This window comes from Thioclava atlantica (assembly GCF_000737065.1).
GTDB lineage: Bacteria > Pseudomonadota > Alphaproteobacteria > Rhodobacterales > Rhodobacteraceae > Thioclava > Thioclava atlantica.
Map to the genome: position 1 here is coordinate 115,535 of NZ_AQRC01000002.1, position 21,121 is coordinate 136,655.

Annotated in this window: 21 protein-coding genes; 3 read left to right on the forward strand and 18 right to left on the reverse strand. The window is 66.9% G+C overall.

Features of this window, described 5'->3' with window-relative positions:
- Positions 1–2: 2 nt before the first annotated feature.
- The 12 genes from DW2_RS03015 to DW2_RS03070 form a co-directional block, all read right to left on the reverse strand.
- On the reverse strand, positions 3–1,634 hold the full coding sequence (locus DW2_RS03015; protein WP_038144017.1) for an ABC transporter substrate-binding protein: 1,632 nt from the start codon (positions 1,632–1,634) through the stop codon (positions 3–5).
- Positions 1,635–1,712: 78 nt separating this feature from the next.
- Positions 1,713–2,633, reverse strand: coding sequence for an ABC transporter permease (locus tag DW2_RS03020; RefSeq protein ID WP_038143710.1), 921 nt, complete (start codon positions 2,631–2,633; stop codon positions 1,713–1,715).
- On the reverse strand, positions 2,633–3,520 hold the full coding sequence (locus tag DW2_RS03025; RefSeq protein ID WP_038143713.1) for an ABC transporter permease: 888 nt from the start codon (positions 3,518–3,520) through the stop codon (positions 2,633–2,635). The genes DW2_RS03020 and DW2_RS03025 overlap by 1 nt, the downstream gene beginning before the upstream one ends.
- Positions 3,498–4,106 carry an ANTAR domain-containing response regulator gene (locus DW2_RS03030; protein WP_038143718.1) on the reverse strand — a complete coding sequence of 203 codons (609 nt, stop codon included), beginning with the start codon at positions 4,104–4,106 and terminating at the stop codon, positions 3,498–3,500. The genes DW2_RS03025 and DW2_RS03030 overlap by 23 nt, the downstream gene beginning before the upstream one ends.
- Positions 4,103–5,206 carry a transporter substrate-binding protein gene (locus DW2_RS03035; protein WP_038143721.1) on the reverse strand — a complete coding sequence of 368 codons (1,104 nt, stop codon included), beginning with the start codon at positions 5,204–5,206 and terminating at the stop codon, positions 4,103–4,105. The genes DW2_RS03030 and DW2_RS03035 overlap by 4 nt, the downstream gene beginning before the upstream one ends.
- A 281-nt stretch (positions 5,207–5,487) precedes the next feature.
- The gene (locus DW2_RS03040; RefSeq protein ID WP_038143725.1) at positions 5,488–6,207 is read right to left on the reverse strand and encodes a YoaK family protein; all 720 of its coding nucleotides are present in this window, start codon (positions 6,205–6,207) and stop codon (positions 5,488–5,490) included.
- Between the two features lie 137 nt (positions 6,208–6,344).
- Positions 6,345–7,793: an aldehyde dehydrogenase gene (locus DW2_RS03045; RefSeq protein ID WP_038143729.1), complete on the reverse strand. Its 1,449-nt coding sequence runs from the start codon at positions 7,791–7,793 to the stop codon at positions 6,345–6,347.
- A gap of 11 nt (positions 7,794–7,804) precedes the next feature.
- The gene (locus tag DW2_RS03050) at positions 7,805–8,527 is read right to left on the reverse strand and encodes an ABC transporter ATP-binding protein (protein ID WP_038143730.1); all 723 of its coding nucleotides are present in this window, start codon (positions 8,525–8,527) and stop codon (positions 7,805–7,807) included.
- Positions 8,520–9,248, reverse strand: a complete 729-nt coding sequence (locus DW2_RS03055; protein WP_038143732.1) for an ABC transporter ATP-binding protein — start codon at positions 9,246–9,248, stop codon at positions 8,520–8,522. The genes DW2_RS03050 and DW2_RS03055 overlap by 8 nt, the downstream gene beginning before the upstream one ends.
- Entirely contained in the window at positions 9,245–10,156 is a 912-nt protein-coding gene (locus DW2_RS03060) for a branched-chain amino acid ABC transporter permease (RefSeq protein ID WP_038143736.1), read from the reverse strand. Before DW2_RS03060 ends, DW2_RS03055 begins: the two co-directional genes overlap by 4 nt.
- Position 10,157: 1 nt before the next feature.
- Positions 10,158–11,024, reverse strand: coding sequence for a branched-chain amino acid ABC transporter permease (locus DW2_RS03065; RefSeq protein ID WP_038143738.1), 867 nt, complete (start codon positions 11,022–11,024; stop codon positions 10,158–10,160).
- Positions 11,025–11,095: 71 nt separating this feature from the next.
- The gene (locus tag DW2_RS03070; RefSeq protein ID WP_038143741.1) at positions 11,096–12,310 is read right to left on the reverse strand and encodes an amino acid ABC transporter substrate-binding protein; all 1,215 of its coding nucleotides are present in this window, start codon (positions 12,308–12,310) and stop codon (positions 11,096–11,098) included.
- 187 nt (positions 12,311–12,497) lie between these two features.
- Between DW2_RS03070 and DW2_RS03075 the strand changes: the two genes are divergently transcribed.
- Positions 12,498–13,373: a helix-turn-helix domain-containing protein gene (locus DW2_RS03075; RefSeq protein WP_051855252.1), complete on the forward strand. Its 876-nt coding sequence runs from the start codon at positions 12,498–12,500 to the stop codon at positions 13,371–13,373.
- 22 nt (positions 13,374–13,395) lie between these two features.
- Here the strand turns inward: DW2_RS03075 and DW2_RS03080 are convergent, their stop codons facing one another.
- Positions 13,396–14,598, reverse strand: coding sequence for an aminopeptidase P family protein (locus DW2_RS03080; protein WP_038143743.1), 1,203 nt, complete (start codon positions 14,596–14,598; stop codon positions 13,396–13,398).
- A 255-nt stretch (positions 14,599–14,853) separates the two neighbouring features.
- Between DW2_RS03080 and DW2_RS03085 the strand changes: the two genes are divergently transcribed.
- The gene (locus tag DW2_RS03085) at positions 14,854–15,375 is read left to right on the forward strand and encodes a DUF2478 domain-containing protein (protein ID WP_038143745.1); all 522 of its coding nucleotides are present in this window, start codon (positions 14,854–14,856) and stop codon (positions 15,373–15,375) included.
- 7 nt (positions 15,376–15,382) lie between these two features.
- Here the strand turns inward: DW2_RS03085 and DW2_RS03090 are convergent, their stop codons facing one another.
- Positions 15,383–16,267, reverse strand: coding sequence for a LysR family transcriptional regulator (locus DW2_RS03090; protein WP_238321240.1), 885 nt, complete (start codon positions 16,265–16,267; stop codon positions 15,383–15,385).
- 93 nt (positions 16,268–16,360) lie between these two features.
- Here DW2_RS03090 and DW2_RS03095 point away from each other — a divergent pair, with 93 nt between their 5' ends.
- Positions 16,361–17,059, forward strand: a complete 699-nt coding sequence (locus DW2_RS03095) for an NAD(P)-dependent oxidoreductase (protein ID WP_038143748.1) — start codon at positions 16,361–16,363, stop codon at positions 17,057–17,059.
- 18 nt (positions 17,060–17,077) lie between these two features.
- On the opposite strand, the gene DW2_RS03100 is transcribed toward DW2_RS03095, so the two are convergent.
- Genes DW2_RS03100 through DW2_RS03115 form a run of 4 tightly spaced genes read right to left on the reverse strand, consistent with a single transcriptional unit; the run spans position 17,078 to position 21,096 of the window.
- Positions 17,078–18,148 (reverse strand): ABC transporter ATP-binding protein, encoded by a 1,071-nt coding sequence (locus DW2_RS03100; RefSeq protein ID WP_038143750.1) that lies wholly within the window; start codon positions 18,146–18,148, stop codon positions 17,078–17,080.
- A 1-nt stretch (position 18,149) separates the two neighbouring features.
- A complete protein-coding gene (locus DW2_RS03105) occupies positions 18,150–19,142 on the reverse strand; it encodes a glycoside hydrolase family protein (protein ID WP_038143752.1) in 993 nt (330 codons plus the stop codon).
- A 6-nt stretch (positions 19,143–19,148) separates the two neighbouring features.
- Entirely contained in the window at positions 19,149–20,027 is an 879-nt protein-coding gene (locus DW2_RS03110) for a carbohydrate ABC transporter permease (RefSeq protein WP_038143755.1), read from the reverse strand.
- A gap of 1 nt (position 20,028) precedes the next feature.
- Positions 20,029–21,096 carry a carbohydrate ABC transporter permease gene (locus DW2_RS03115; protein WP_038143757.1) on the reverse strand — a complete coding sequence of 356 codons (1,068 nt, stop codon included), beginning with the start codon at positions 21,094–21,096 and terminating at the stop codon, positions 20,029–20,031.
- Positions 21,097–21,121 lie beyond the last annotated feature (25 nt).

Below are 21,121 nucleotides of genomic sequence, written 5' to 3' on the forward strand. Positions count from 1 at the left end.
GTTTACTCGGTCACATAGACATAGTCGTAATTGACGGGGATCGAGACCGGGTCGACATAGAGCGCATCCGCCCCGCCCATCCGGGTCGATTTCATCGTGTAGCGGTTCTCGTTGAAGACCGGGACCCAGGGCGCGTCCTCCATCACCTTCATGTAGATATCGGACCACATCTTGAGCCGCTCGTCGGTCTTCGCGGGATCGACGATGGAATCCGCTTCCGCCGCCATCGCGTCGAGATCCTTGTTGCAATACCACGACCAGTTCCAGCCGCCCTCGACCGCGCCGGCGCAGCCCAGGATCGGCCCGTAGAAGTTTGACGGATCGGGGAAATCCGCGATCCAGGCCATGCCGCCCGACCAGATCATCGGCGCGGTCTTGGGCGTTCCGCCCGCCTCGATCACGTTGGCCTGGGCCAGCGCCTTGATATCGGCCCTCACGCCGATCGACGAAAGATCCTGCTGGATCGCCTGCGCGATGCGCGGGTTCGGGTCGGTGTTCATCACGTAGAGCTCGGTCTCGAACCCGTCGGGATAACCCGCCTCGGCCAGCATCGCCTTGGCCTTCTCGGGATCGAAGGCGTAGCCCGCGTAATCCTTGGTGTAGCCCGGCATCGAGGGCGGCAGCGGCTGGGTCGCGGGGGTCGCGCGGCCGTTGATCATCTGCACGATGCGATCCTTGTTGATCGCCATGTTGATCGCCTGACGGACCTCGACCTTGTCGAAGGGCGCCATCTCGACATTGAGGGTGATGTAGCCGGTATGCAGCTGGCCGCCCACGACGACATGGCTCGCCTCGTCGGGATTGCCCATCACCTCGTTGAATTTCGCGGGCGGAATGCCGTCGCCGGGCACGTCCACCTCACCCTTCTGCAGGCGCAACAGCGCCACGATCGGCTCCTGCCCGACTTCGAAGGTGATCTGGTCGAGATAGGGCACGCCGTCGCGCCAGTAATCGGCATTCTTGGTCAGCACGAGCTGCTGCCCGATCGTCCAGTCGGAAAGCTTGAACGCGCCGGTGCCCACCGGGTGCTTGCCGAAATCGGTGCCGTATTTCTCGACCTCTTCCTTCGGCACGACCGAGGAGAAGTTGAGCGCCATCACATGCAGGAAGGTCGCGTCGGGGCGCGAGAGCTCGATCTGGACGGTGTAGGGATCGACGACGGTGACGCCCTCAAGGCTGGTGGCCGAGCCATCCGCCATCGCGTCATAGCCCTTGATCGAGCCGAAGAAGCCCGCGCCGGGCGATTGCGTGGCCGGGGTGGTCACCCGGTCGAGCGAGTATTTCACGTCCTCGGCGGTCATCTCGCGGCCATTGTGGAACTTCACCCCCTTGCGCAGGTGGAAGGTGAAGGTCTTGCCGTCATCCGAGATCTCGTAGCTCTCGGCCAGACCCGGGCGCAGTTCGGTCGTGCCGGGGACGTAATCCATCAGCCCGTCGAAGACCGATTTGATCATCGACCAGTTCTGCCAGTCATAGCCGATCGCGGGATCGAGCGTGGCGACATCGTCCTTGTAGGTGACGATGATATTGCCGCCCGGCTTGGCGTTGGGGTCGGGCTGGTAGTCCTGCGCGCCGGCCAGGCTGGCCAGGCTCAGCGAGACCGCCATCGCGCTGGTCGCGAGCATCGTTTTCATCAGGCTCATTTCACTCTCCGTCTGTTGGTTTTCCGGTTTTCGGGGTCTCCCCGGTTGGCCCGGGGTATCTGCTTGCGATCAGCGCAGCTTGATGCGCGGGTCGATGAAAGGGGTGATCATGTCGGCCAGCAGGTTGCCCAGCACGATCGCGCAGGCCGAAACGAGCGTGACGCCCATGATGATCGGGATGTCGACGCGCTGGATCGCCTGCCAGGCGAGCTGGCCGATGCCGGGCCAGCCGAAGACGCTTTCGACCACCACGATCCCCGACATGAAGATGCCGATATCGATGCCGATCATCGCGATGATGGGCAGGATCGCGTTGGGCATGGCATGGAGCGCGAGCACGCGCATCCGCTTGAGCCCCTTGGCCCGCGCGGTGCGGATATAGTCCGAGCGCAGCACGTCGATCATCGACGAGCGCATCATCCGGCTATACCAGCCCGAGCCCATGATCCCGAGCGTGAGCGCGGGCAGCACCAGATGCGAGAAGCTGCCGTAACCGCCGATCGGGAACCAGCTCAGCTTGACCGCGAAGACGTAGAGCAGCAGCAGGCCGACCACGAATTGCGGCGCCGAGACCGCCACGAAGGAGGTGATCATCAAGGATTGGTCGAGCGCGCCCCCGCGCCGGATCGCGGCGATCACGCCAAGGCTGAGCCCGATCACCAGTTCCGCCACGATCGCGCCGAGCATCAGCAGCAGCGTCGCGGGCAGGCGCGCCGCGATCAACGTCGCCACTTCGGTCTTCTGCAGGTAGCTGCGGCCCATATCGCCCTGCACTAGCCCGCCCAGATAGCGCGCATATTGCACCACGAAAGGCTGATCGAGCCCGAGCTGGTGGCGGATATTGGCGACCGTCTCGGCGGTGGCCGAGCGCCCCGCGATCTGGCGCACCGGATCGGCGGGCAGCACATAGAGCAGGAAGAAGGTGATGAAGGAGACGCCCAGCAGGATCAGCGCGGACTGGATCAGGCGGCGGGTCAGATAGGCCAGCATCACTCGCGCCCCCTCTGCGTCGGGTCAAGGACATCGCGCAGCGCGTCACCGACAAGGTTGAAGGCCAAGGCAAGCAGCAGGATGGCTGCGCCGGGGATGAAGACCAGCCAGGGCGCCGCCTGGAAATAGGTCTGGTTCTCGAAGATGATGTTGCCCCAGCTGGGCGTGGGGGGCTGAACGCCCACGCCAAGATAGCTCAGCGTCGCTTCCAGCAGCACGGTCGTCGAGATCCCCAGCGTGCCCCAGACGATGATCATCGGCACCAGATGCGGCAGGATATGGCGAAACAGGATGCGCGCGGTCCCTGCCCCCAGCGTCTTTTCGGCGGCGACGAATTCCCGCTCGGCCAGCGCCGAGGTCTCGGTATAGACGACGCGCGCGGTCTGCACCCAGTTCACCAGCGCGATCACCATCGCGACGATCCACAGGGACGGCGTAAAGATCGCGGCAAGACAGATCGCCAGCAACAGCGCCGGGAAGGCCATCATAAGGTCGGTGAAGCGCATCAGCACCGCGCCGATCCAGCCGCGGAAATAGCCCGCCGTCACCCCGATCAGCGTGCCGATGATCAACGCCAGACCGTTCGCCACGACACCAATGATCAGCGAGGTGCGAGCGCCGTAAAGGATGCGCGAGAACAGATCGCGGCCCAGAAGATCGGTGCCCAGCCAGAATTTCGCGTTCGGCCCCAGGGGCGAGCCCTCCAGCGTCAGCCCGTCGAACATCTGCTCTTGCGGCTGATAGGGCGCGATCCAGGGCGCGAAGATCGCCCCGATGGTCACGATGGCGATCACCGCGACGCCCAGCAGCGCCAGCTTGCGCCGCATCAGCCGGCGCAGCGCGCCTTGCGGGCGCACGGGCAGATCAGCCGAGGTCGCGTCGGTCATTCCCGTCTCCTTGCTTGTCATGGCTCGACACGACGCGGCGCGCCGCGACCTCGAAACTCACCCGCCAGGCCATCGCCATCTGCCGCAGCTGGTCATAGGCCTCGGCCTCGCTCTTGCCGCGCGCGGCCAGCAGGGTGACGGCGCGCACCACGGTCTGGCGCTCGTCGAGGCGGCGGCGCAGATCGGCGATCTCGGTCGAGAGCGACTGGCGCGCCTCGAAGGCCATGCGCGCGATCAGGAGCGCCGAATAGGCCCCGCCATCGCCCACGGGTTTGAGAAGCTGCGCATGCGCCCCGGCCTCGAGCGACCACTCGATCCGGCCCGGTGCCTCCGATCCGATCAGCGCGATCATCGGCATCGGGCCCTCGCCCGGCTTCCACGGGAATTGCGCGTCATAGCCCTGATCCGCATCGAAGAAGACGAAATCGCCCGAAAGCGCCTCGGCGGGAAGGTCCGGCCAGCAGGCCACCACCTCGAGCCCGATCGCGCGCAGCTGGCGTTCGAGCGCCTGCACCGTCGCATGGGGGCGGTGCAGCAGATAGGCGCGCGCGCCGCCCAGGTTCGGGATCCGGATCTTGCGCTTCATGACACCACCCTCAAGCTTGGCGCGCCCGGCACGACCGCGTCGCGGCCATGCGCGAGATAGGGATCGCCCGCGACCGGGCCGAGCCGTTCGCGCGGGACGAAGGCGCCGTTCTCGACCTGCGCGATCAGCACGGGCAGATCGGTGTGATGGGTCGAAGGGTCGATCCCCTCGGTGCCGCCCGGCGCATGGGCAAGCAGATCCGCAAGGCTCTCCGTCTCGGCCCCCGGATGCCCCGAGAGAAGCCGCGCCAGCCGATGCACCGCGGAGAAGGCCGCCGCCTCATGCGAGGACCCGAAATTGCGCCCCGCATCGGGCCAACCGGTCGCGCCCCGGAAATAGGGCCCCGCCGCGATCAGCCCTTCGGCCGCGGCCGGATGGATCGCGGGCAGCTCGCATTCGGTGAGGTTGCACGACAGGATCGGGCAGGTCGCGGCGCGGAAATGCGCGTCTTCCTGACCCAGCCGGTGATAGGCTTCGAGGAAGGCATATTGCGACGGGCCGATCAGGTTGTTGAGGATGAAATCGGGCCGCGTCGCGCGGATCTCCTCGATCATCCGGTCGATTTCCAGCGCCCCGAGCGGCAGGTAGCGCTCGCCCAGAACCTCGCCCCCTGCCCCCAGGATCACGTCGCGCGCGAGCCGGTTCATCTCCCAGCCCCAGATATAGTTCGACCCGGTCAGGTAGCCGCGCCGCCCCGCCTGCACGAAGGCCCAGCCCAGGAGCGGCAGCAGGTGCTGGTTCGGGCAGGCATGGGTATAGACGACGTGATCGGAGGCCTCGAACCCTTCATAGGGCACCGCGTACCACAGCGTGCCGCCTGCCTTCTCGAGCGTCGGGATCACCTCCTTGCGGCTCCACGAGGTCACGCAGCCGATGACATGGCGCGCGGAACTTTCCCGCAGGATCTCTTCGCAAAGCGGGCCATAGGCGTCGGTATTGCCCTGCGGATCGCGCTCGATCGGCACGAAGCTCAGGCTCATCCCGGGATCGGCGTTGATCTCGGCAATCGCGCCGAGCACGCCGCTGCGGCAGGCCTCGGAGATCAGCGAATAGCTCCCCGAGCGGGAATAGAGCAATCCGAGTTCGATCCGTTCTTTCATGCGCAGCCGCCGTCCTGAGTTTTCCGAAACGAAAAACGCCCCGCTGACCGCACGCGAAATTGCGAGGTTCAAGCGAGGCGCGAATGCCGTTCGGGATGTTCCGATGTAACGCAACGGTGACATCGCTCGCGGCCCGGAAACAAGACCTAAAAATGCATCAAAGCGCGAAAACGGGAAATTAAAGCGAATTCACCGGCGGTTTTGCCTAATTTTTGTGCTTACCGTTCGGTTTCGCTCGCCTATTGCGCGAAATTGACCTGACCCGCCGGACTTCCGGGGGCTCAGACGCCGCGTGTCGCGCGCGATCTCACCCGCCGCACCTCCGGGATCGCGATCGCGAGAAGCGCGACCCCGGCCAGGATATAGGCGCCCGGCCCGATCAGTGCATAGACAAGAACGCCCAGAACCCCGCCCCCGATGAAGGCGATCAGGGTCGCCCCATGCAGCCAGAAGCGCGACAGCACGACGGATCGCGTGTCGGTATCGCGCGCGCCACCCAGAAGCACCGCCAGTTCGATCCCGATATCGGTGGCGATGCCGGAAAGATGGGTCGTGCGGACCCGCGCATCCGAGATCCGCGTCGTCGCCGCGTTCTGGAGCCCCATGCAGAAGCTCAGCCCCGCCAGGATCATCGGCCCGCGCTGCGTCTCCGGCAGCGCGATATCGACAAGGGCCAGCGCGCAGATCAGCACCGCCTCGAGCACGATACTATAGGCGAAGATGCTGCGGATGCGCCGCTTCTGGCCAAGCTCGATCAGCAGCGCGGAGACGAAGGCCCCGCCGATGAAGGCCGCGACCAGCCCCGCCGCGAAGAGCACGAGCGAGATCTGCCAGGCCGCGAGATGCTCGGCCAGCACCGAGACATTCCCCGTCATGTTCGCCGAGAAGAACCCCATCGCGCGAAACCCAGCCGCGTTCACCGCGCCCGCGATGGAGGAGAGCAGCACCGCCAGCCGAAGGTCGATCGCCGCGCTGCGATCCTTGCCCGAATGTATCAGCATCTGCCTGCCGCGTGAGGTTCGAGGGGGTGGCGCGGCGCGAAGGCGCCGCCGAAGCTGGTGAAAACCTCGGCGACGTCATTCCTTTTGTCAATGATGACCGCACATTGGCCTGCAAGACGACAACAGGCCGGGCGCGGTCACAGCGGGTAATGCAGCGGCCCGTCCTGCAGCGTGATCCAGCGCAGCTCGGTGAACTCGGCGATCCCCCAGGTGCCGCCGAACCGGCCGTAGCCCGAGGCCTTGACCCCGCCGAAGGGCATCTGCGCCTCGTCATGCACGGTCGGGCCGTTGACATGGCAGATCCCGCTCTCGATCCGTTTCGCGACCGCCAGCGCATTCATCACGTCGCGCCCGAAGACCGCGGCGGACAGGCCGAATTCGCTTTCATTGGCGATCCGCACCGCCTCGTCGACCGAGGCCGCGCGGATGATCGCGACGACCGGGCCGAAGCTTTCCTCCGCATAGATCCGCATCTCGGGGGTGACCTGATCGAGCGCGGCGGCGTTGAGGATGGTGCCCTGCCCGCCGCCCGCGATCAGCCGCGCGCCGTTTTCGACCGCGTCGTCGATCAGACCGCGCACCCGGTCCGCCGCCGCATCGGTGACGAGCGAGCCCAGCGGCTGTTCGCCCTTCACCGGGTCGCCGGCGGTGAGGCTCTCGACCTTCTTCGAGAAGGCCTCGACGAAGGCGTCGCCCGCCTTGCCCACGGTGATGATCCGCTCGGTCGACATGCAGATCTGGCCCTGGTTCATGTAGGCGCCGAAGCCTGCCGCCGCGACCGCCGCGTCGATATCGGCATCCTCCAGCACGATCATCGGAGCCTTGCCGCCAAGTTCGAGCAGCGCGGGTTTGAGACACCGCCCCGCCAGCTCGCCGATCACCTTGCCCACGCGGGTCGAGCCGGTGAAGTTCACCCGCCGCACCGCCGGGTTGGCGATCAGCGCCTCGACAAGCTCGGGCGCATCCTCGGGCGCGTTCGAGACCGCGTTGAGCACCCCGTCGGGGAAGCCCGCCTCCGCGACCGCCTCGATGATCAGCGCATGGACGCGGGGGCAGAGTTCGGAGGTCTTCATCACCACCGTGTTGCCGCAGGCCAGCGGCGTCGCGATCGAGCGCACGCCGAGGATCACCGGCGCGTTCCACGGCGCCATCGCGAGCACCACGCCCGCCGGCTGACGAATCGCGAAGGCGGTCGTGCCGGGGCGGTTCGAGGGCACGATCTCGCCCTTGATCTGGGTGGTGAGCGCGGCGGCCTCGACCAGCATGTCGGCGGCCAGCATGACGTTGAAGCGCGCCCAGCCCTCGGTCGCGCCGATCTCCTCCTTCATCGCCGCGACGATGTCATCGGCGCGCGCCTTGAGGCTTTCCGACGCGGCGAGCAGCTTCGCGCGCCGCTCGCCCGGCCCGGTCGCCGACCAGGCGGGAAAGGCGCGGGCCGCGGCGTCGACCGCCTTGGTCGCATCCGCGATGCTGGCCGCGGCGGCCTGCGTGACCTGCTCGCCCGTGACCGGGTTCTCGCGGGTGAAGCGCCGGTCGTTCTCGGCCGGGACATGCTGTCCGTTGATATAGAGATTGAGAGTTTCCATGGCTTTTCCTTTCAGCTCTCGGCAACCGCCGCGCCCCCGAGGAAGGCGCGCACGACTGCGGGGTCGGTACGAAGAGTGTCGGCAGGACCAGATCCGGTGATCCGCCCCGCCTCGATGAGATAGGCGCGATCGGCAAGCGCCAGCGTCGCGCGCGCGTTCTGCTCGACGATCATGATGGTCAGGCCGCTCGCACGGATCCGCGCGAGGGCGGCGAAGACCTCCTGCACCACGATCGGCGCGAGCCCGAGCGAGGGCTCGTCGAGCAACAGCAGATCGGGGGCCGACATCAGCGCGCGCCCGATCGCCACCATCTGCTGCTCGCCGCCCGACATCGTGCCCGCGATCTGCGCGCGACGCTCGGCGAGCTTGGGAAAGAGCGTGAACACCTGCTCGCGGATCGCCCCGGCGCGCGCCTTCGCCCGTCGGGGCCGCGCGCCGAGATCGAGGTTTTCCGCGACGCTCAGTCCGGGAAAGATGCCGCGGCCCTCGGGGACCAGCGCGATCCCCTCCTCGACCAGCGCGTGCTGCGGCAGACGCAGCAGATCGCGCCCCTTGTAGGTGACCTGTCCGGAGGCGGGACGCACGCGGCCGCCCACCGCCCCCAGAAGCGAGGATTTGCCCGCCCCGTTCGCGCCGAGGATCGCCACCATCTCGCCCGCCCCGACCGAGATCGAGGCGCCGTCGAGCGCGACATGCTTGCCATAGGTGATCCGCAGATCCGTGACCTCAAGCATCGGTCCCCTCCCCCAGATAGGCCGCGATGACATGCGGATCCCTCAGCGCGGTCTCGGTCGCCTCGTCCGCGATCAGCCGCCCCGAATTCATCACCACCACGCGCGAGCAGAGCGCCCGCACCGCTTCCATGATATGTTCGACGATGAGGATCGTGATCCCGCTTTCCGACAGCGAGCGGATCAGCGCGATCCCCTCGGCCAGTTCGGTCGGGTTGAGCCCCGCGAGCCATTCGTCGAGCAGGAGAAGCCGCGGCTCGGCGGCCAGCGCACGCGCCAGTTCGAGCCGTTTCTGGTCGATATAGGTCAGCGCACCGGCGCTGGTCTCGGCCCGCCCCGCGAGTCCGACCCGCTCGAGAGCGTCCCGCGCGACCGCGCGCGCCTCCGCGCCCCAATGGGATTTCGCGCCGAAGACCGCGGGGATCATCACGTTCTCGGTGAGGCTGAGCGAGGGCAGGATCCGCACCAGCTGGAACGTGCGCGCCACCCCGGCCCGCGCGACCTGGTCGGGCCGACGCCCGGTCAGGGTCTCGCCCGCCAGCGTGATCCGTCCCCCATCGGCCGCGAGATCGCCGGAGATCAGGTTCACCAGCGTCGTCTTGCCCGAGCCGTTCGGCCCCAGAAGCCCCACCACCTCGCCTTGCGCGAGGGTGAAGGACAGCTCGTTCACCGCCGTCAGCCCGCCGAACCGCTTGGTGACATGGTCGATCGCAAGCAGCGTCATGCCCTGTCCTCCGTCTTGCGCGTCTTCAGCCGCTCCAGCCCGGCAAGGATACCGTCGGGCAGCGCGAAGACCACGAGAATGAACAGAAGCCCCAGGAAGATCGGGTAGGTGTCGGGAAACCGTGCCGAGAGCCATTCGAAGGCGAGAAACAGCGGCACCGCGCCCAGAACCGGCCCCCAGAGCCGGTTCGCCCCGCCCAGCAGCGCCATGATCACGGTCAGGAAGCTGACGGTCGGATTGAACACGATCGAGGGCTCGACATAGACCCAGCGGGGGCTCGCGATCGCGCCGGCCAGCGTCAGGATCGTGGCCGAGAGCACGAAAGCGGTGAGTTTCGTACGCGCGAGCGGAATGCCCGAATGCGCCGCCACCACCTCGTCATCGCCGATCACCCGCAGCGCAAGGCCCAGCCGGTGACGCTGGATCCAGGCGGTCAGCGCGATCGTGGCCGCCCCGAGCGCGAGCATCTGCCAGTAGATCTCGCGCGCGCTCACATCGAGGAAGATGTAGCGCCCGAGGGTGCCGGTGACATTGACCTCGTACCAGGTGATGAGCTGGCGCACGAGTTCGGACAGGCCGAAGGTGAAGATCACGAAATAGACCCCGGCAAGGCGCAGGGTCGAGAGCCCGACCACCAGCGCGATCGCGGCCCCGATCAGCCCGGCGACGATCAGCACCAGCCAATAGGGCATCGCCTCGTTGAGCACCGCGACCGTGTAGGCGCCGGTTCCGTAGAAAGCGACCGTGGCGAGAGAGACATAGCGCGTATGGCCCGAGAACACGGCCCAGCCGCTGGCGAGCGTGACATAGGTGACCGCGCCGATCAGCAGTCCGAGCCCGTAATCGGAGACCCCGAAAGGCGCGAGCGCGAGGGCCACGAGGGCGGCAAGCGAGAGAGCGATCTTCATCTCAGCGCCTCCCGAACAGGCCCTGCGGGCGCCACAGAAGGACCACGAGGAAGATCGCGAAGGTCGCCGCCAGCGTCAGTCCCGGGTCGATCGCGGTCGCGACGAAGGTCTCGACCAGCCCGAGCGCGAGCCCCGCGATCAGCGTGCCCGCGACATTGCCGACCCCGCCCATGATCACGATGACCAGCGCCTTCATGGTGAACACCACGCCATCGGTCGCCGAGAAGGTCTGGTGCATCGCGATGCTCGCCCCGGCAATCGCCGCGAGCGCCGTGCCGAGCGCGAAGCCCTGCCGCGCCACCCGGTTCACGTCGATCCCCACCAGCGGCGCCGATCCCGGCGTCTGGGCGACCGCGCGCAGCGCAAGCCCCCAGCGGGTGCGGCCGAGCGCGAGCACCAGCCCTCCGCCCGCGACGACGCAGATCGCGAAGGCGATGAGACGGTTGAGCGCGACCGGCACGCCCAGCACGTTCACCCCCTGATCGAGATAGGTGATCGAGGTGAAATCCGCGCCGAAGGTGACCAGAAGGCCGCCCTGGATCAGGAACATCAATCCGAAGGTCGCAAGAATGGAGGCGACATCGAGCCGGCCGGCATCGCCCGCGCGCGCCACCAGCGGGCGCATCATCACCGCGTAGAGAATCCAGCCCACCGCATAGCCCAGGGGCGCGATGAGCACGATCGCAAGGAGAGGCGGCACGCCTGCCCCCTTGAAGAGCGCGACGAGGGCGAAGGCCGAGACCAGGGTGAACTCGCCATAGGCGAGGTTCATGATCCGGCTGATGCCGTATTGCAGGGTCAGGCCGAGGGCGAGCAGCGCATAGGTGCCGCCCAGGACGAGCCCGAGAATCAGGGTCGTGACAAGCATGGGATCCGTCGAGAAAAAGAGGCGCGGGCCGGGCTTTCGGCCCGCGCAAGGTCAGCTCGCCTGGAGTGGGGTTACCAGGCGGGCTTGGGGATGATCGGGGCCGAAGCGCCCGGCTTGTCGGCCGGGTCGATCGCGCGGAAGGCGCCGCCCTGCCACTGCCCGACCCACCACAGATCACGCAACTGGTTGTCCTCGAGCTTCACGGTTCCGATCACGGTGTCGAAACTGCCGGTCGAGAGTTCATTGGCGAGCGCCTCGTGATCGAGCCCGACCCGCGCCACCGCCTGTTCGAGCATCTGCAACGAGGCATAGGTGATCGCGCTGGCCCAGCTGTCGGGCGGATTGCCGATCTCCTTGGTGTGGCGGGCGAAATATTCCTGCATCGCGGGGCTGTCGGCATTGACGCCACCGATCGCCATCACGCCCTCGGCCTTGCCATCGGCGATGCCCGGATAGATCGGGAAGGCGCCGCCCACCGAGAGGTAGAAGACTTTCGGATTGAACCCCATCGACTGCGCGGTCTTGGTCATGCCGAAGCTGCCCGGCGGGTAGGAGAACGCGACGAAACTGTCCGCGCCCGACGCTTTCGCCTCGCTCAGGATCGCGGAGAAATCCGAGGTGCCGAGCGGGTAGGACTTGTCGTAGACCAGATCGAACCCGGCCTGTTTGAAGGCGGGGCGCGCGCCGCTGATCAGGTCGATGCCGAACCCGTCGGCGACCGACACGGCGGCGATCTTGTTGTTGATCGTGCCCGCGTCGCGCGCCGCCTTGAGCACGTCGACCAGCCCCTCGGCATAGTCATGTCCGCCGCCCAGCAGCCAGAAGCTGCGCTTCCAGCGCTTGACGAAATCGGGCGCCTTGTCGGTCACTGCGGTGACGGCAAGCTGGGGATAGCCGAAGCGGTCGAACAGGGGCGCGACGGCGAGGTTCGGCCCGGTCCCCCAGGGCGGCAGGATCAGATCGACCTTGTCCTGGCTCGCGAGCCGTTCGATCGAGCGCACCAGATCCTCGTTCGAGGAGCGGTTGTCATATTCCACGACCTCGATCATCCGCTGCGACCCGTCGGGCATCTTCAGCCCGCCTGCCGCGTTCACCGTCTTCACCCAGAGCTCGTAATTGGGGATCGTGGTGATCCCTGCCCCGGTGGCATTGGCCCCGGTGCGCGCCACCGCGTAGCCGATCCGCACCTTGTCGCCCTCGGCGAGGGCGGGCCCACCGATCAGCGTGCTCGCCGCGGTCCATAAGGCAATTGCGCGCAGCGCCGCGCGCCGCGAAAAATTCGTCATGATTTCCTCCCTTCGGGCCCTGTGCGGGCGCCTTTTCTCGGCATGGGGCACGGGTGTGAACCCGACCCTGCCTTCTCCTCCGAGGACACGGTAATCCGAAGTCTGAGATATATAAAATGCACATATGAGGCCAAGTTTTGGACTTTTGCTTGATTTCGCGCCCGCAGGAGCCCAGACAGAACGGACGATGCGCGACCAGTTCAACGCCCTGCCCGCCCGCCGCAGCGCGGCGACCGTCCTCCACGTCCGGAGCCCGCTGACCTCGGTCGGCTACACGCTGGCGACGGGGTCGGCGCATCTCGTGCTGGTGGCCGCCGGTCAGGTGCGGCTGCGGGCGGGATCGCAGGAACCCTATCTCGGGGTCGATGCACCCCGGCTGGCCTGGCGCGCGGATGGCGCGGGCGATGAGCTCGTCGCCGAGGGCGGCACGCGGGCCACGATCCTGACCCTGTCGCGGCTCGCGCTGACGGGCGCGCTGCCCGTCACGCCGCTGGGCGAACAGATGCAGCGCACGCTCGGCCAGAACCTTTCGCTGCCCTACGAGCCCGGATCGCGGATCGACACGCTGGTCGCGGGCTTCGAGGCGGAACGCACGGCCGCGGAGCCGGGTGCCGATGTCGCGATGGGGCATTACCTGTCGCTGCTTCTGGTGCAGCTCTGGCGGCTCGCGCGTGGCGATCTGGTCGCGCATGGACGGGCCCCGCAGGGGCTCGCGGAACGCTTCGTCCTGCTCGCGGGGCAGCGGCTGCGCGAGCATCTCACCGTGGGCGCCTATGCCCGCGCCCTCGGGGTGAGCCGCGACCGGCTCGGTACGGCGGTGCGGCGCGCGACCGGCTATTCGCCGCAGGGCTACCTGCATCTTCTGCTGATCCGCGAGGCCTCGGAACTTCTGGCCGATACCGGGATGCCGGTCGGACAGATCGCGTTCCGGCTCGGCTTCTCCGACCCCGCCTATTTCAGCCGCTTCTTCACCCGCCACCGCGGCGAGACCCCGGCGCAGTTCGGGCGCACCGCGAAGGCGCGGCTGGCCAAGGGGGACCAGTCCTACGCGGCCTGGCCCTGACCGCCCGCACCCCGAACCCCCTTCAGCCGACGATGTTGTATTCCGGGCCGTAGGGAAAACCGGTGATGTTCTCGGCGCCCTCCGGGGTGATAACGAGGATATCGTGCTCGCGGTAGCCCCCTGCGCCAGGACGGCCCTCCGGGATCGTCAGCATCGGCTCCATCGAGATCACCATGCCTGGCTCAAGCACCGTCGCGATATCCTCGCGCAGCTCCAGCCCCGCCTCGCGCCCATAGTAATGCGAGAGGAGACCGAAGCTGTGCCCATAGCCGAAGGTGCGGTATTTCAGAAGATCACGATCGGCGAGGAACGCATTGATCTTATGCGTAATCTCGGCGCAGCTTGCGCCCGGGCGCAACAGGCTCATCCCGTAGACATGGGCGGCGACATTGGCCTCCCAGATCTCGCGCGAGGCCGCATCCACCTCGTCCAGGAAAAGCGTGCGTTCGAGCGCGGTGTAATAGCCGGAGATCATCGGAAAGGCGTTGAGCGAGAGAATGTCGCCGCGCTGCAAGACCCGCCCCGTCACCGGGTTATGCGCCCCGTCGGTGTTGATCCCGGACTGGAACCAGACCCAGGTATCGCGATATTCGGCCTCGGGAAAGCGCTTCGCGATCTCGAGCTCCATCGCGTCGCGCCCGGCCATCGCCACGTCGATCTCGCGAACGCCCTCGCGGATCGCCGCGCGGATCGCGCCCCCTCCGATATCGGCGACCTGTGCGCCATGCCGGATCAGCGCGATCTCGGCGGCCGACTTGTGCATCCGCTGGCGCATCGTCGCGGGAGCGATGTCCTTCGTCGCGGCGGGTTGAAGAAAGGCCTCCATCAGCCCCTTTTGCGCGAGCGTGAGGTGATCGGCCTCGTAGCCCAGCACCCTGCCCGTACCGCTCACCGAGGCGATCGCGCGCCAGTAATTGTTCCGCGCCCAGTCGGTATAGGTGATGTTGTCGCCATGGCCGCGCCGCCACGGCTGACCCGCGTCAATACCCGCGCTGATCGTGACGCTCTGGCTCGGCGTGACGACGAGCCCGTAGGGCCGCCCGAAGCTGCAATAGAGAAACCCCGAGTAATAGGCGATATTGTGCATGGAGGTGAAGATGCAGCTCTCCACCCCCTCGGCCGCCATCGCAGCGCGCAAACCCGCGAGGCGCGCCTCATATTCCTCGGCTGCGAAGGGCAGGACGCGCGTGCCCTGGTGGAAGCTGTAGGTTTCGGGACGGCCCATCGAGGCACTCCTTCTCGAAGACGCGGCCACGAGAAGGGTGATCTCCCTTCGCCGCGGCCCGCGGCAAAGCAGGATCCCGGCGTTCAGGACGGATGATCGGGCACGCTTTTCGCGTCGGCGACGCCATCGCCTCCCCTCACCCGTCAAGCTGGCGCAAATGCCGCGCCCTGTCCAGACATCCCGCACGCAAAGATCCGGCCTTGACGGCACCGCCGCGCGGACCGATCTATCGGGGCAGACGAGAAAGGACCTTCGATGTATCCGATCGCGAGCCTGCGCTGCCCCGGCCGGGGCGACACCGACCTCCTGCTGTCGCGCTTCGCGCAGGAGGCGATGGAAGCGGGGCTGCGGGTCCGCGGCACCGTCCAGATCAATACCGAGCGCGCGAAGAACCATGCCTGCGACATGGATATCAAGGTGCTGCCCGACGGGCCGGTTCTGCTGATCTCGCAGGCGCTCGGTTCCGGATCGCGGGGATGCCGGCTCAACCCGGAAGCGCTCGAGACGGCTGTCGAAGCGGTGGCGCGCACGCTCGATGACGGGGCGGATCTGCTGATCATCAACAAGTTCGGGAAGATGGAGGCGGAGGGGCGCGGCTTTCGCGAGGTGATCGCGCATGCGATCGCGCGGGAGATCCCGGTTCTGGTGGGGCTCAACGGGCTCAATCAGGACGCTTTCGCCGAGTTCACCGGCGGGGCGGTCGAGCCCCTTTCTCCCGAGATCGGCGCCCTGCATCGCTGGATCTCCGCGATCCGCGAAACCGCGCCCACCTCCTGAGGGGGATCTAGCCGAGGGCTTCGGCGAGAAAGTCGAAGACGAAGCGCAGGCGCCGGTTGCGAAGCACCTCGCGATGCGCGACGAGCCAGACCGGGAAGGTCAGCGGCACGAAATTGGGCAGCGCGCGGGCGGCACGGGGGTCCGCGTCCCCGATCCGGGCGTCGACCAGCATCAGCCCCAGATCCTGCTTCATCATTTCCCAGGCCGCCATGAAGCTCGAACAGCGGAACGGGAAATTCTCGCGGCTCAGCCCCAGGCCGAGACCGTCGAGCCGGGCCAGGTACGGATCGGGGTCCCCGGGCGCGATGATACTCGCCCGCGCCAGATCGCCCGGCCTGCGCAGCGGGCCGATCCGGCCCAGATAGCCCGGCATGCCGTAGAACCGCGCCTGAGCCTCGCGCAGCTTGCGCGCGATCAGGTCGGGCTCTTCGGGGCGGAAATTGCGGATTGCGATATCGGCCTCGCGCCGCATGAGGTCGGACGGCGTATTCTCGGCGATCACGGTGATCGCGATGCGCGGTTCGGCGGCGTGCAGCCGCGTGAGGATCGGCGGCAGAAGCAGCCCGGCATAGAGATCGGAGGCCGAGATCGTCACCTCGCCCGCCATCGCCGCACTCTGTCCATGCGCCGCAAGCGAGAGCGCATGCGCCCCCGCCCCCATCGCCCGGACATGTTCGAGAAGCGCCTCGCCTGCCGGGGTCAGCTGCAATCCGCGCCCGAAGCGCTCGAACAGCACCACCCCGAGTTCCCGTTCGAGCCCGTCGACCTGCCGCCCCAGCGTCGGCTGCGCCAGCCCGAGCGCACGCGCGGCCGCCGACAGCGAGCCTTCCTCGGCGGTGACGAGAAAAGCCCGCGCGCGGTTCCAGTCGAAGGTCACGGAACGCCAATCCATGCGTTTGTGCATATCAGAATGACGATATCAGTCAATTTTCTCGAGCATGGCCCGACGGTAACCTTGTGGTACTTTCCTGTCAGGAGGCTCCCCATGAAACGGGTCTGCATCATCGGCATTTCCGGCAAGCTCGGGCAGTACATGGCCGAGCTCGCACTCGAGCGCGGCTACGAGGTGGTCGGGGTCTGCCGCCCCGAGAGCACGGGCAAGCTGGCGCGGTTCGGCGAGCGGATCACCCTTCATCCGGGGCGCACCAATGACCGCGAGGTGATCCGCAAGGCATTGCGGGGCTGCGACGGGGTGCTCACGGTGCTCGTGCCCTGGGGCGTGGAGGGCTATGCCACCGGCACGGCTCAGGCAGTGCTCGATCACGCCGAGCCCGACGCGCGGCTCGTCTTCTCCTGTGGCTGGCACATCTCCCGCGACGGGAAGGATCGCCACCCGTGGAAGCTGCGCGCCTTCGTCGCCGTGTTCGGCCGTATCGCGCGCCTGCTGCGCTTTGCCGATCTGGAGGATCAGGTGGAGGCGGCGCGGCGGATCTTCGCCTTGGATCGCGACTGGACGGTGGTGCGCGGATCCGATCTCGAGGAAGGGCCGAGCGAGGGCCTGCCGGTCTGGGCACGCCATGTGGGCGATCCGGTGCTCTCCTCGAACCGCACCCGCCGCATAGATTTCGCGCGCTTCATGGTGCATGCGCTGACCGATCCGGCCCTGATCCGCGAAGCCCCCGCCATCGTCGGCTGCAACACCCCCTCGGCGCGCGCCGCCGCAGGCAAGGACGCGGATGCCTGAGTTAAGCCGTTGCCGGTCTCAACCCTCGGCGGGGAAGAGATGCGCCTGAGCAGGGTCGAATTCGAGATCGACGCGCTGGCCCGGCTCGAAGACCAGATCCTCGCCGAAGGCCGCGATCATCGTCGTGCCGTCGCGCATGGTCAGATCGACCACCGTCTCGCTGCCGAGCCGCTCGACGAGCGCGACCGTGCCATGCAGGCTTCCCTGATCCGGGGCGCAGGCGGTGACATGCTGTGGCCGGATGCCGAGCTCCGCGGGCGCGCCCGCGACCAGCCTCTGCCCCCGCAAGGGCACGGTGACCGGCTCCATCGCGGTCGCGGCGACCTTCGCGTGATCGCCATCGGCCTCGAGCACCTCGACCGCTAGGAAATTCATCGAGGGCGCGCCGAGGAACCCGGCGACGAACCTGTTGGCGGGGTTGTGATAAAGCTCCATCGGAGCGCCCGCCTGCATCACCTTGCCATCGCGCAGCACCACGATCTTGTCGGCCAGCGTCATCGCCTCGACCTGATCGTGGGTGACGTAGATCATCGTCGCTCCGAGCTGCTTGTGCAGCTTGCCGATCTCCATGCGCATATCCATCCGCAGCGCCGCGTCGAGGTTCGAGAGCGGTTCGTCGAACAGGAAGACCGAGGGGCTGCGCACGATGGCACGGCCGATCGCGACGCGCTGGCGCTGACCGCCCGAAAGCTGGCTCGGCCGCCGATCGAGCAGATGCTCCATCTGCAGGATTTCGGCGGCGCGCTGCACCTTCTCGGCCTTCTCCGCCTTTGACGCGCCCGCGATGGTCAGGCCGAAGGCCATGTTCTCGCGCACGCTCATATGCGGGAAGATCGCGTAGCTCTGGAACACCATCGCAACGCCCCGCTCGCGCGGCTGAACGTCGTTGACGCGCTTGCCGTCGATCTCGAGCGTGCCGCCGGTGATGTCCTCGAGCCCCGCGATCATCCGCAGAAGCGTCGATTTCCCGCAGCCCGAAGGGCCGACGAAGACGCAAAACTCGCCATCCGCGATGTCGATATCGACGCCCTTGATGACCTCGTGCCCGCCATAGGATTTGTGCAGGTTGCGCAGCGTGATCGCGCCCATCTCAGCGCCCTCCCCGTTCGCTGCCCGCGCCGAGCGACAGATAGCCTTCCGCATCGACCAGAACCGGTTCCGGGTCGCGCACATGGCCTACGAAATTCTCGCGCCCGTTATCGTCGAAACCCATGATCACGAGCCCCTCTTCGGTCTCGAGGATCCGCGCGGCATAGCGGCGGCAGGGCAGCGCCCCGTCGAGGAAGCCCGGCGCGATGCGCCACGGCCCGCGCGGGTTTTCCGCCATCAGGTAGTGATTGCCGGTCACCGGGGTCATTCCGGTCTCGGCGATCCGGCCCTCCGACCAATGCTCGGCCGCGGTGCAGAACAGGCAATACCAGCGTCCCTTCGCCTCGAAGACCTGCGGCACTTCGAGCTGGCCGTAGCCGCCGACGAAAACCGGCGGCTGCAGGTCCCAGTGGATCAGGGCGGACGAGGTGGCGAAACCGACCGCGCCCGCCGCGTTCGCCTCTTCGATCCCGGCGGCGCGGGCGGTGAAATACATCAGCCACCCGTCGCCCTCGGGATCGCGCATCACCCAGGGGTCGCGCATCGCCCGGTCGTGCCAATGGCCGCGCATATGCTCGGCCTCGTAATATCTCGCATTGGGCCCGGTCAGATCGAGACAGGGCCCGTCCCCCACACGCTCCCAGTTGTGCAGATCGTGCGAGGTGGCGTGGCCGATGCGCTGATAGAGCCCCTGCTCGGCGCTGCCGCCGCCGGTATAGAACAGGTGCCACAGCCCCGCATCGTCGCGCATCACCGACCCGGTCCATGTCACCATGTCGTCCCAGGCGGGCGCGGGCGCGGGCGCCAGCGAGGTGCCCAGATGCTGCCAGCTGACCAGATCGTCCGACACGGCATGACCCTGGCGGACGTTGAAATGGCGCAGGTCCGGATCGCCCAGGGATTTGTCCGCCTTGAGATAGAAGGCATGCCAGCGTTCGCCGTCATGGGCGTACCAGCTGTCCCAGATCCACTGTTTGTCGAGTGCGAGAACCATGTCGAGTTATCCTTTCACGCCGGTCGAGGCGATGGAGGCAATGAATGCGCGTTGAAGAACGAGGTAGAAGGCGAGGACCGGCACCGTGATCAGCGTCAGGTAGGCCATGATCTCGCCCCAGGCGGGGCTGAGCTGGAAGAAATACTGCAGCCCCACCATCACCGGCCGGTAGGTCTCCTGCTGGACCACGATCAGCGGCCAGAGATACTGGTTGTACATCACGAGGAACTTGAGGATGGCGGCGGTGGCGATGACGGGGCCCGAAAGCGGCATCACGACCCGCAGGTAGATCTGGAACCAGCTGGCCCCCTCGACCCGCGCGGCCTCGATAAGTTCGCCCGGCAAACCCTTGAAGTACTGGACGAACAGGAAGATCGTCAGCCCGTCCGCGATCCACGGGATGATCTGCACGCGGTAGCTGTCGAGCCAGCCCCATTCGAGCCCGTTGAGCCCGATCCAGGGCAGCTTCGACACTTCCAGCAGCAGCGGGATCGCGATCGTCTCGAAAGGCACGATCAGCGTCGCGAGGATGAGCGAGAGCACCACGTTGCGCCCGCGCCAGTGCAGAAAGACGAAGGAGAACCCGGCCATCGAGCAGACCAGCAGCGACAGCAGCACCGTGGTTCCGGTGACGAAGACCGAATTGAACACGAAAAGCCCCACCGGCGCGCGCTCGAAAGCGCCCGCGTAGTTCTTCAGGCTCAGATCGCCGACAGGCAGGAAGGCGCGCAGGCTCGAGGTGTCGGCCAGAAGCTGGTGGTCGGATTTCAGGCTCGACATCACCATGAAGAGCAGCGGAAAGATGAAGATCACCGCGATCAGGATCAGCACGAGATAGCGTACGATCAGGCGCAGGCGGTGCGTGTCGGATTGGATCGCAGCCATGTCAGCGCTCCCGGGTCAGCCAGCGTTGCAGAAGCGAGATCGTGAGCACGATCACGAAGAGGATCACCGAGATCGTCGAGCCGCCCGCGATATCCTGCAGCCCGTAGCCGCGCTGCACCGCCTGGAAGACCAGCGACTGGGTGGAATCGAGCGGACCGCCCTTGGTCATCACGTCGATCTGGGTGAAGAGCGCGAAGGCCTGCATCGTGATCACGATCAGCACCAGAACCGCGGCATGGCGCAGCCCCGGCCATGTCACGTAGCGGAAGGTCTGCCATTTCGAGGCCCCCTCGATCGCCGCCGCCTCGTAGAGCGTGGGCGAGATCGTCTGCAGCCCGGCGAGCCAGATCACCATATGGAACCCGACCGCCTGCCAGATCGACATCGCGATGATCGACCCGAGCGCGGTATCGGGATTGCCGAGCCAGTCGACGGGCCGGAAATGCCCCCAACTGAGCGCGGCGAGCATGTTGTTGAGCAGCCCGTCATGGCCGTCATAGATGAACCGCCACAACAGCGAGACGACGACGATCGAGACCACGACGGGCATGAAATAGATCGCCCGGAAGATCGTGATCCCGCGAAGCCTCTGGTTGATCAGAAGCGCGAGGCCGAGCGCGAATCCCGCCTGCAGCGGCGCCACGATCAGGACGAAGAGGCAGGTGTTGAACAGCGCCTTCATGAAGACCACGTCGCTCGCGATCACCACATGCGCCTTGTCGCCGCCGGTCCAGCGGAACCATTCCCGCATCCCGCGATATTGCGGGTAGTCGGGATTGCGGGTGACGCTGCGCACGCGGGGAAATTCCGGCCGACCTTCCGCATCGCGTTCGATCGCCCCGCCCGCGTCGCGCTTGGCATCGAGCGTGACCACCGCGAGCCCCAGCAGATCGCGGTAGTTCTCGAGCCCGACATAACGGGTCGCATTGGGCGAGATCAGCCGCTGGTTGGTCAGCGAGAAGCCGAAGGCGAGGAAGAAGGGAAGGATGATGAAGGCGAAGATCAGCGTGATCCCCGGCAAGGCGAAAGCCCATCCCGCCCGGTTGGAGGAGGTCAGCGACGAGCGCATGGCTCTGGCTCCCAGTCAGAGGAAA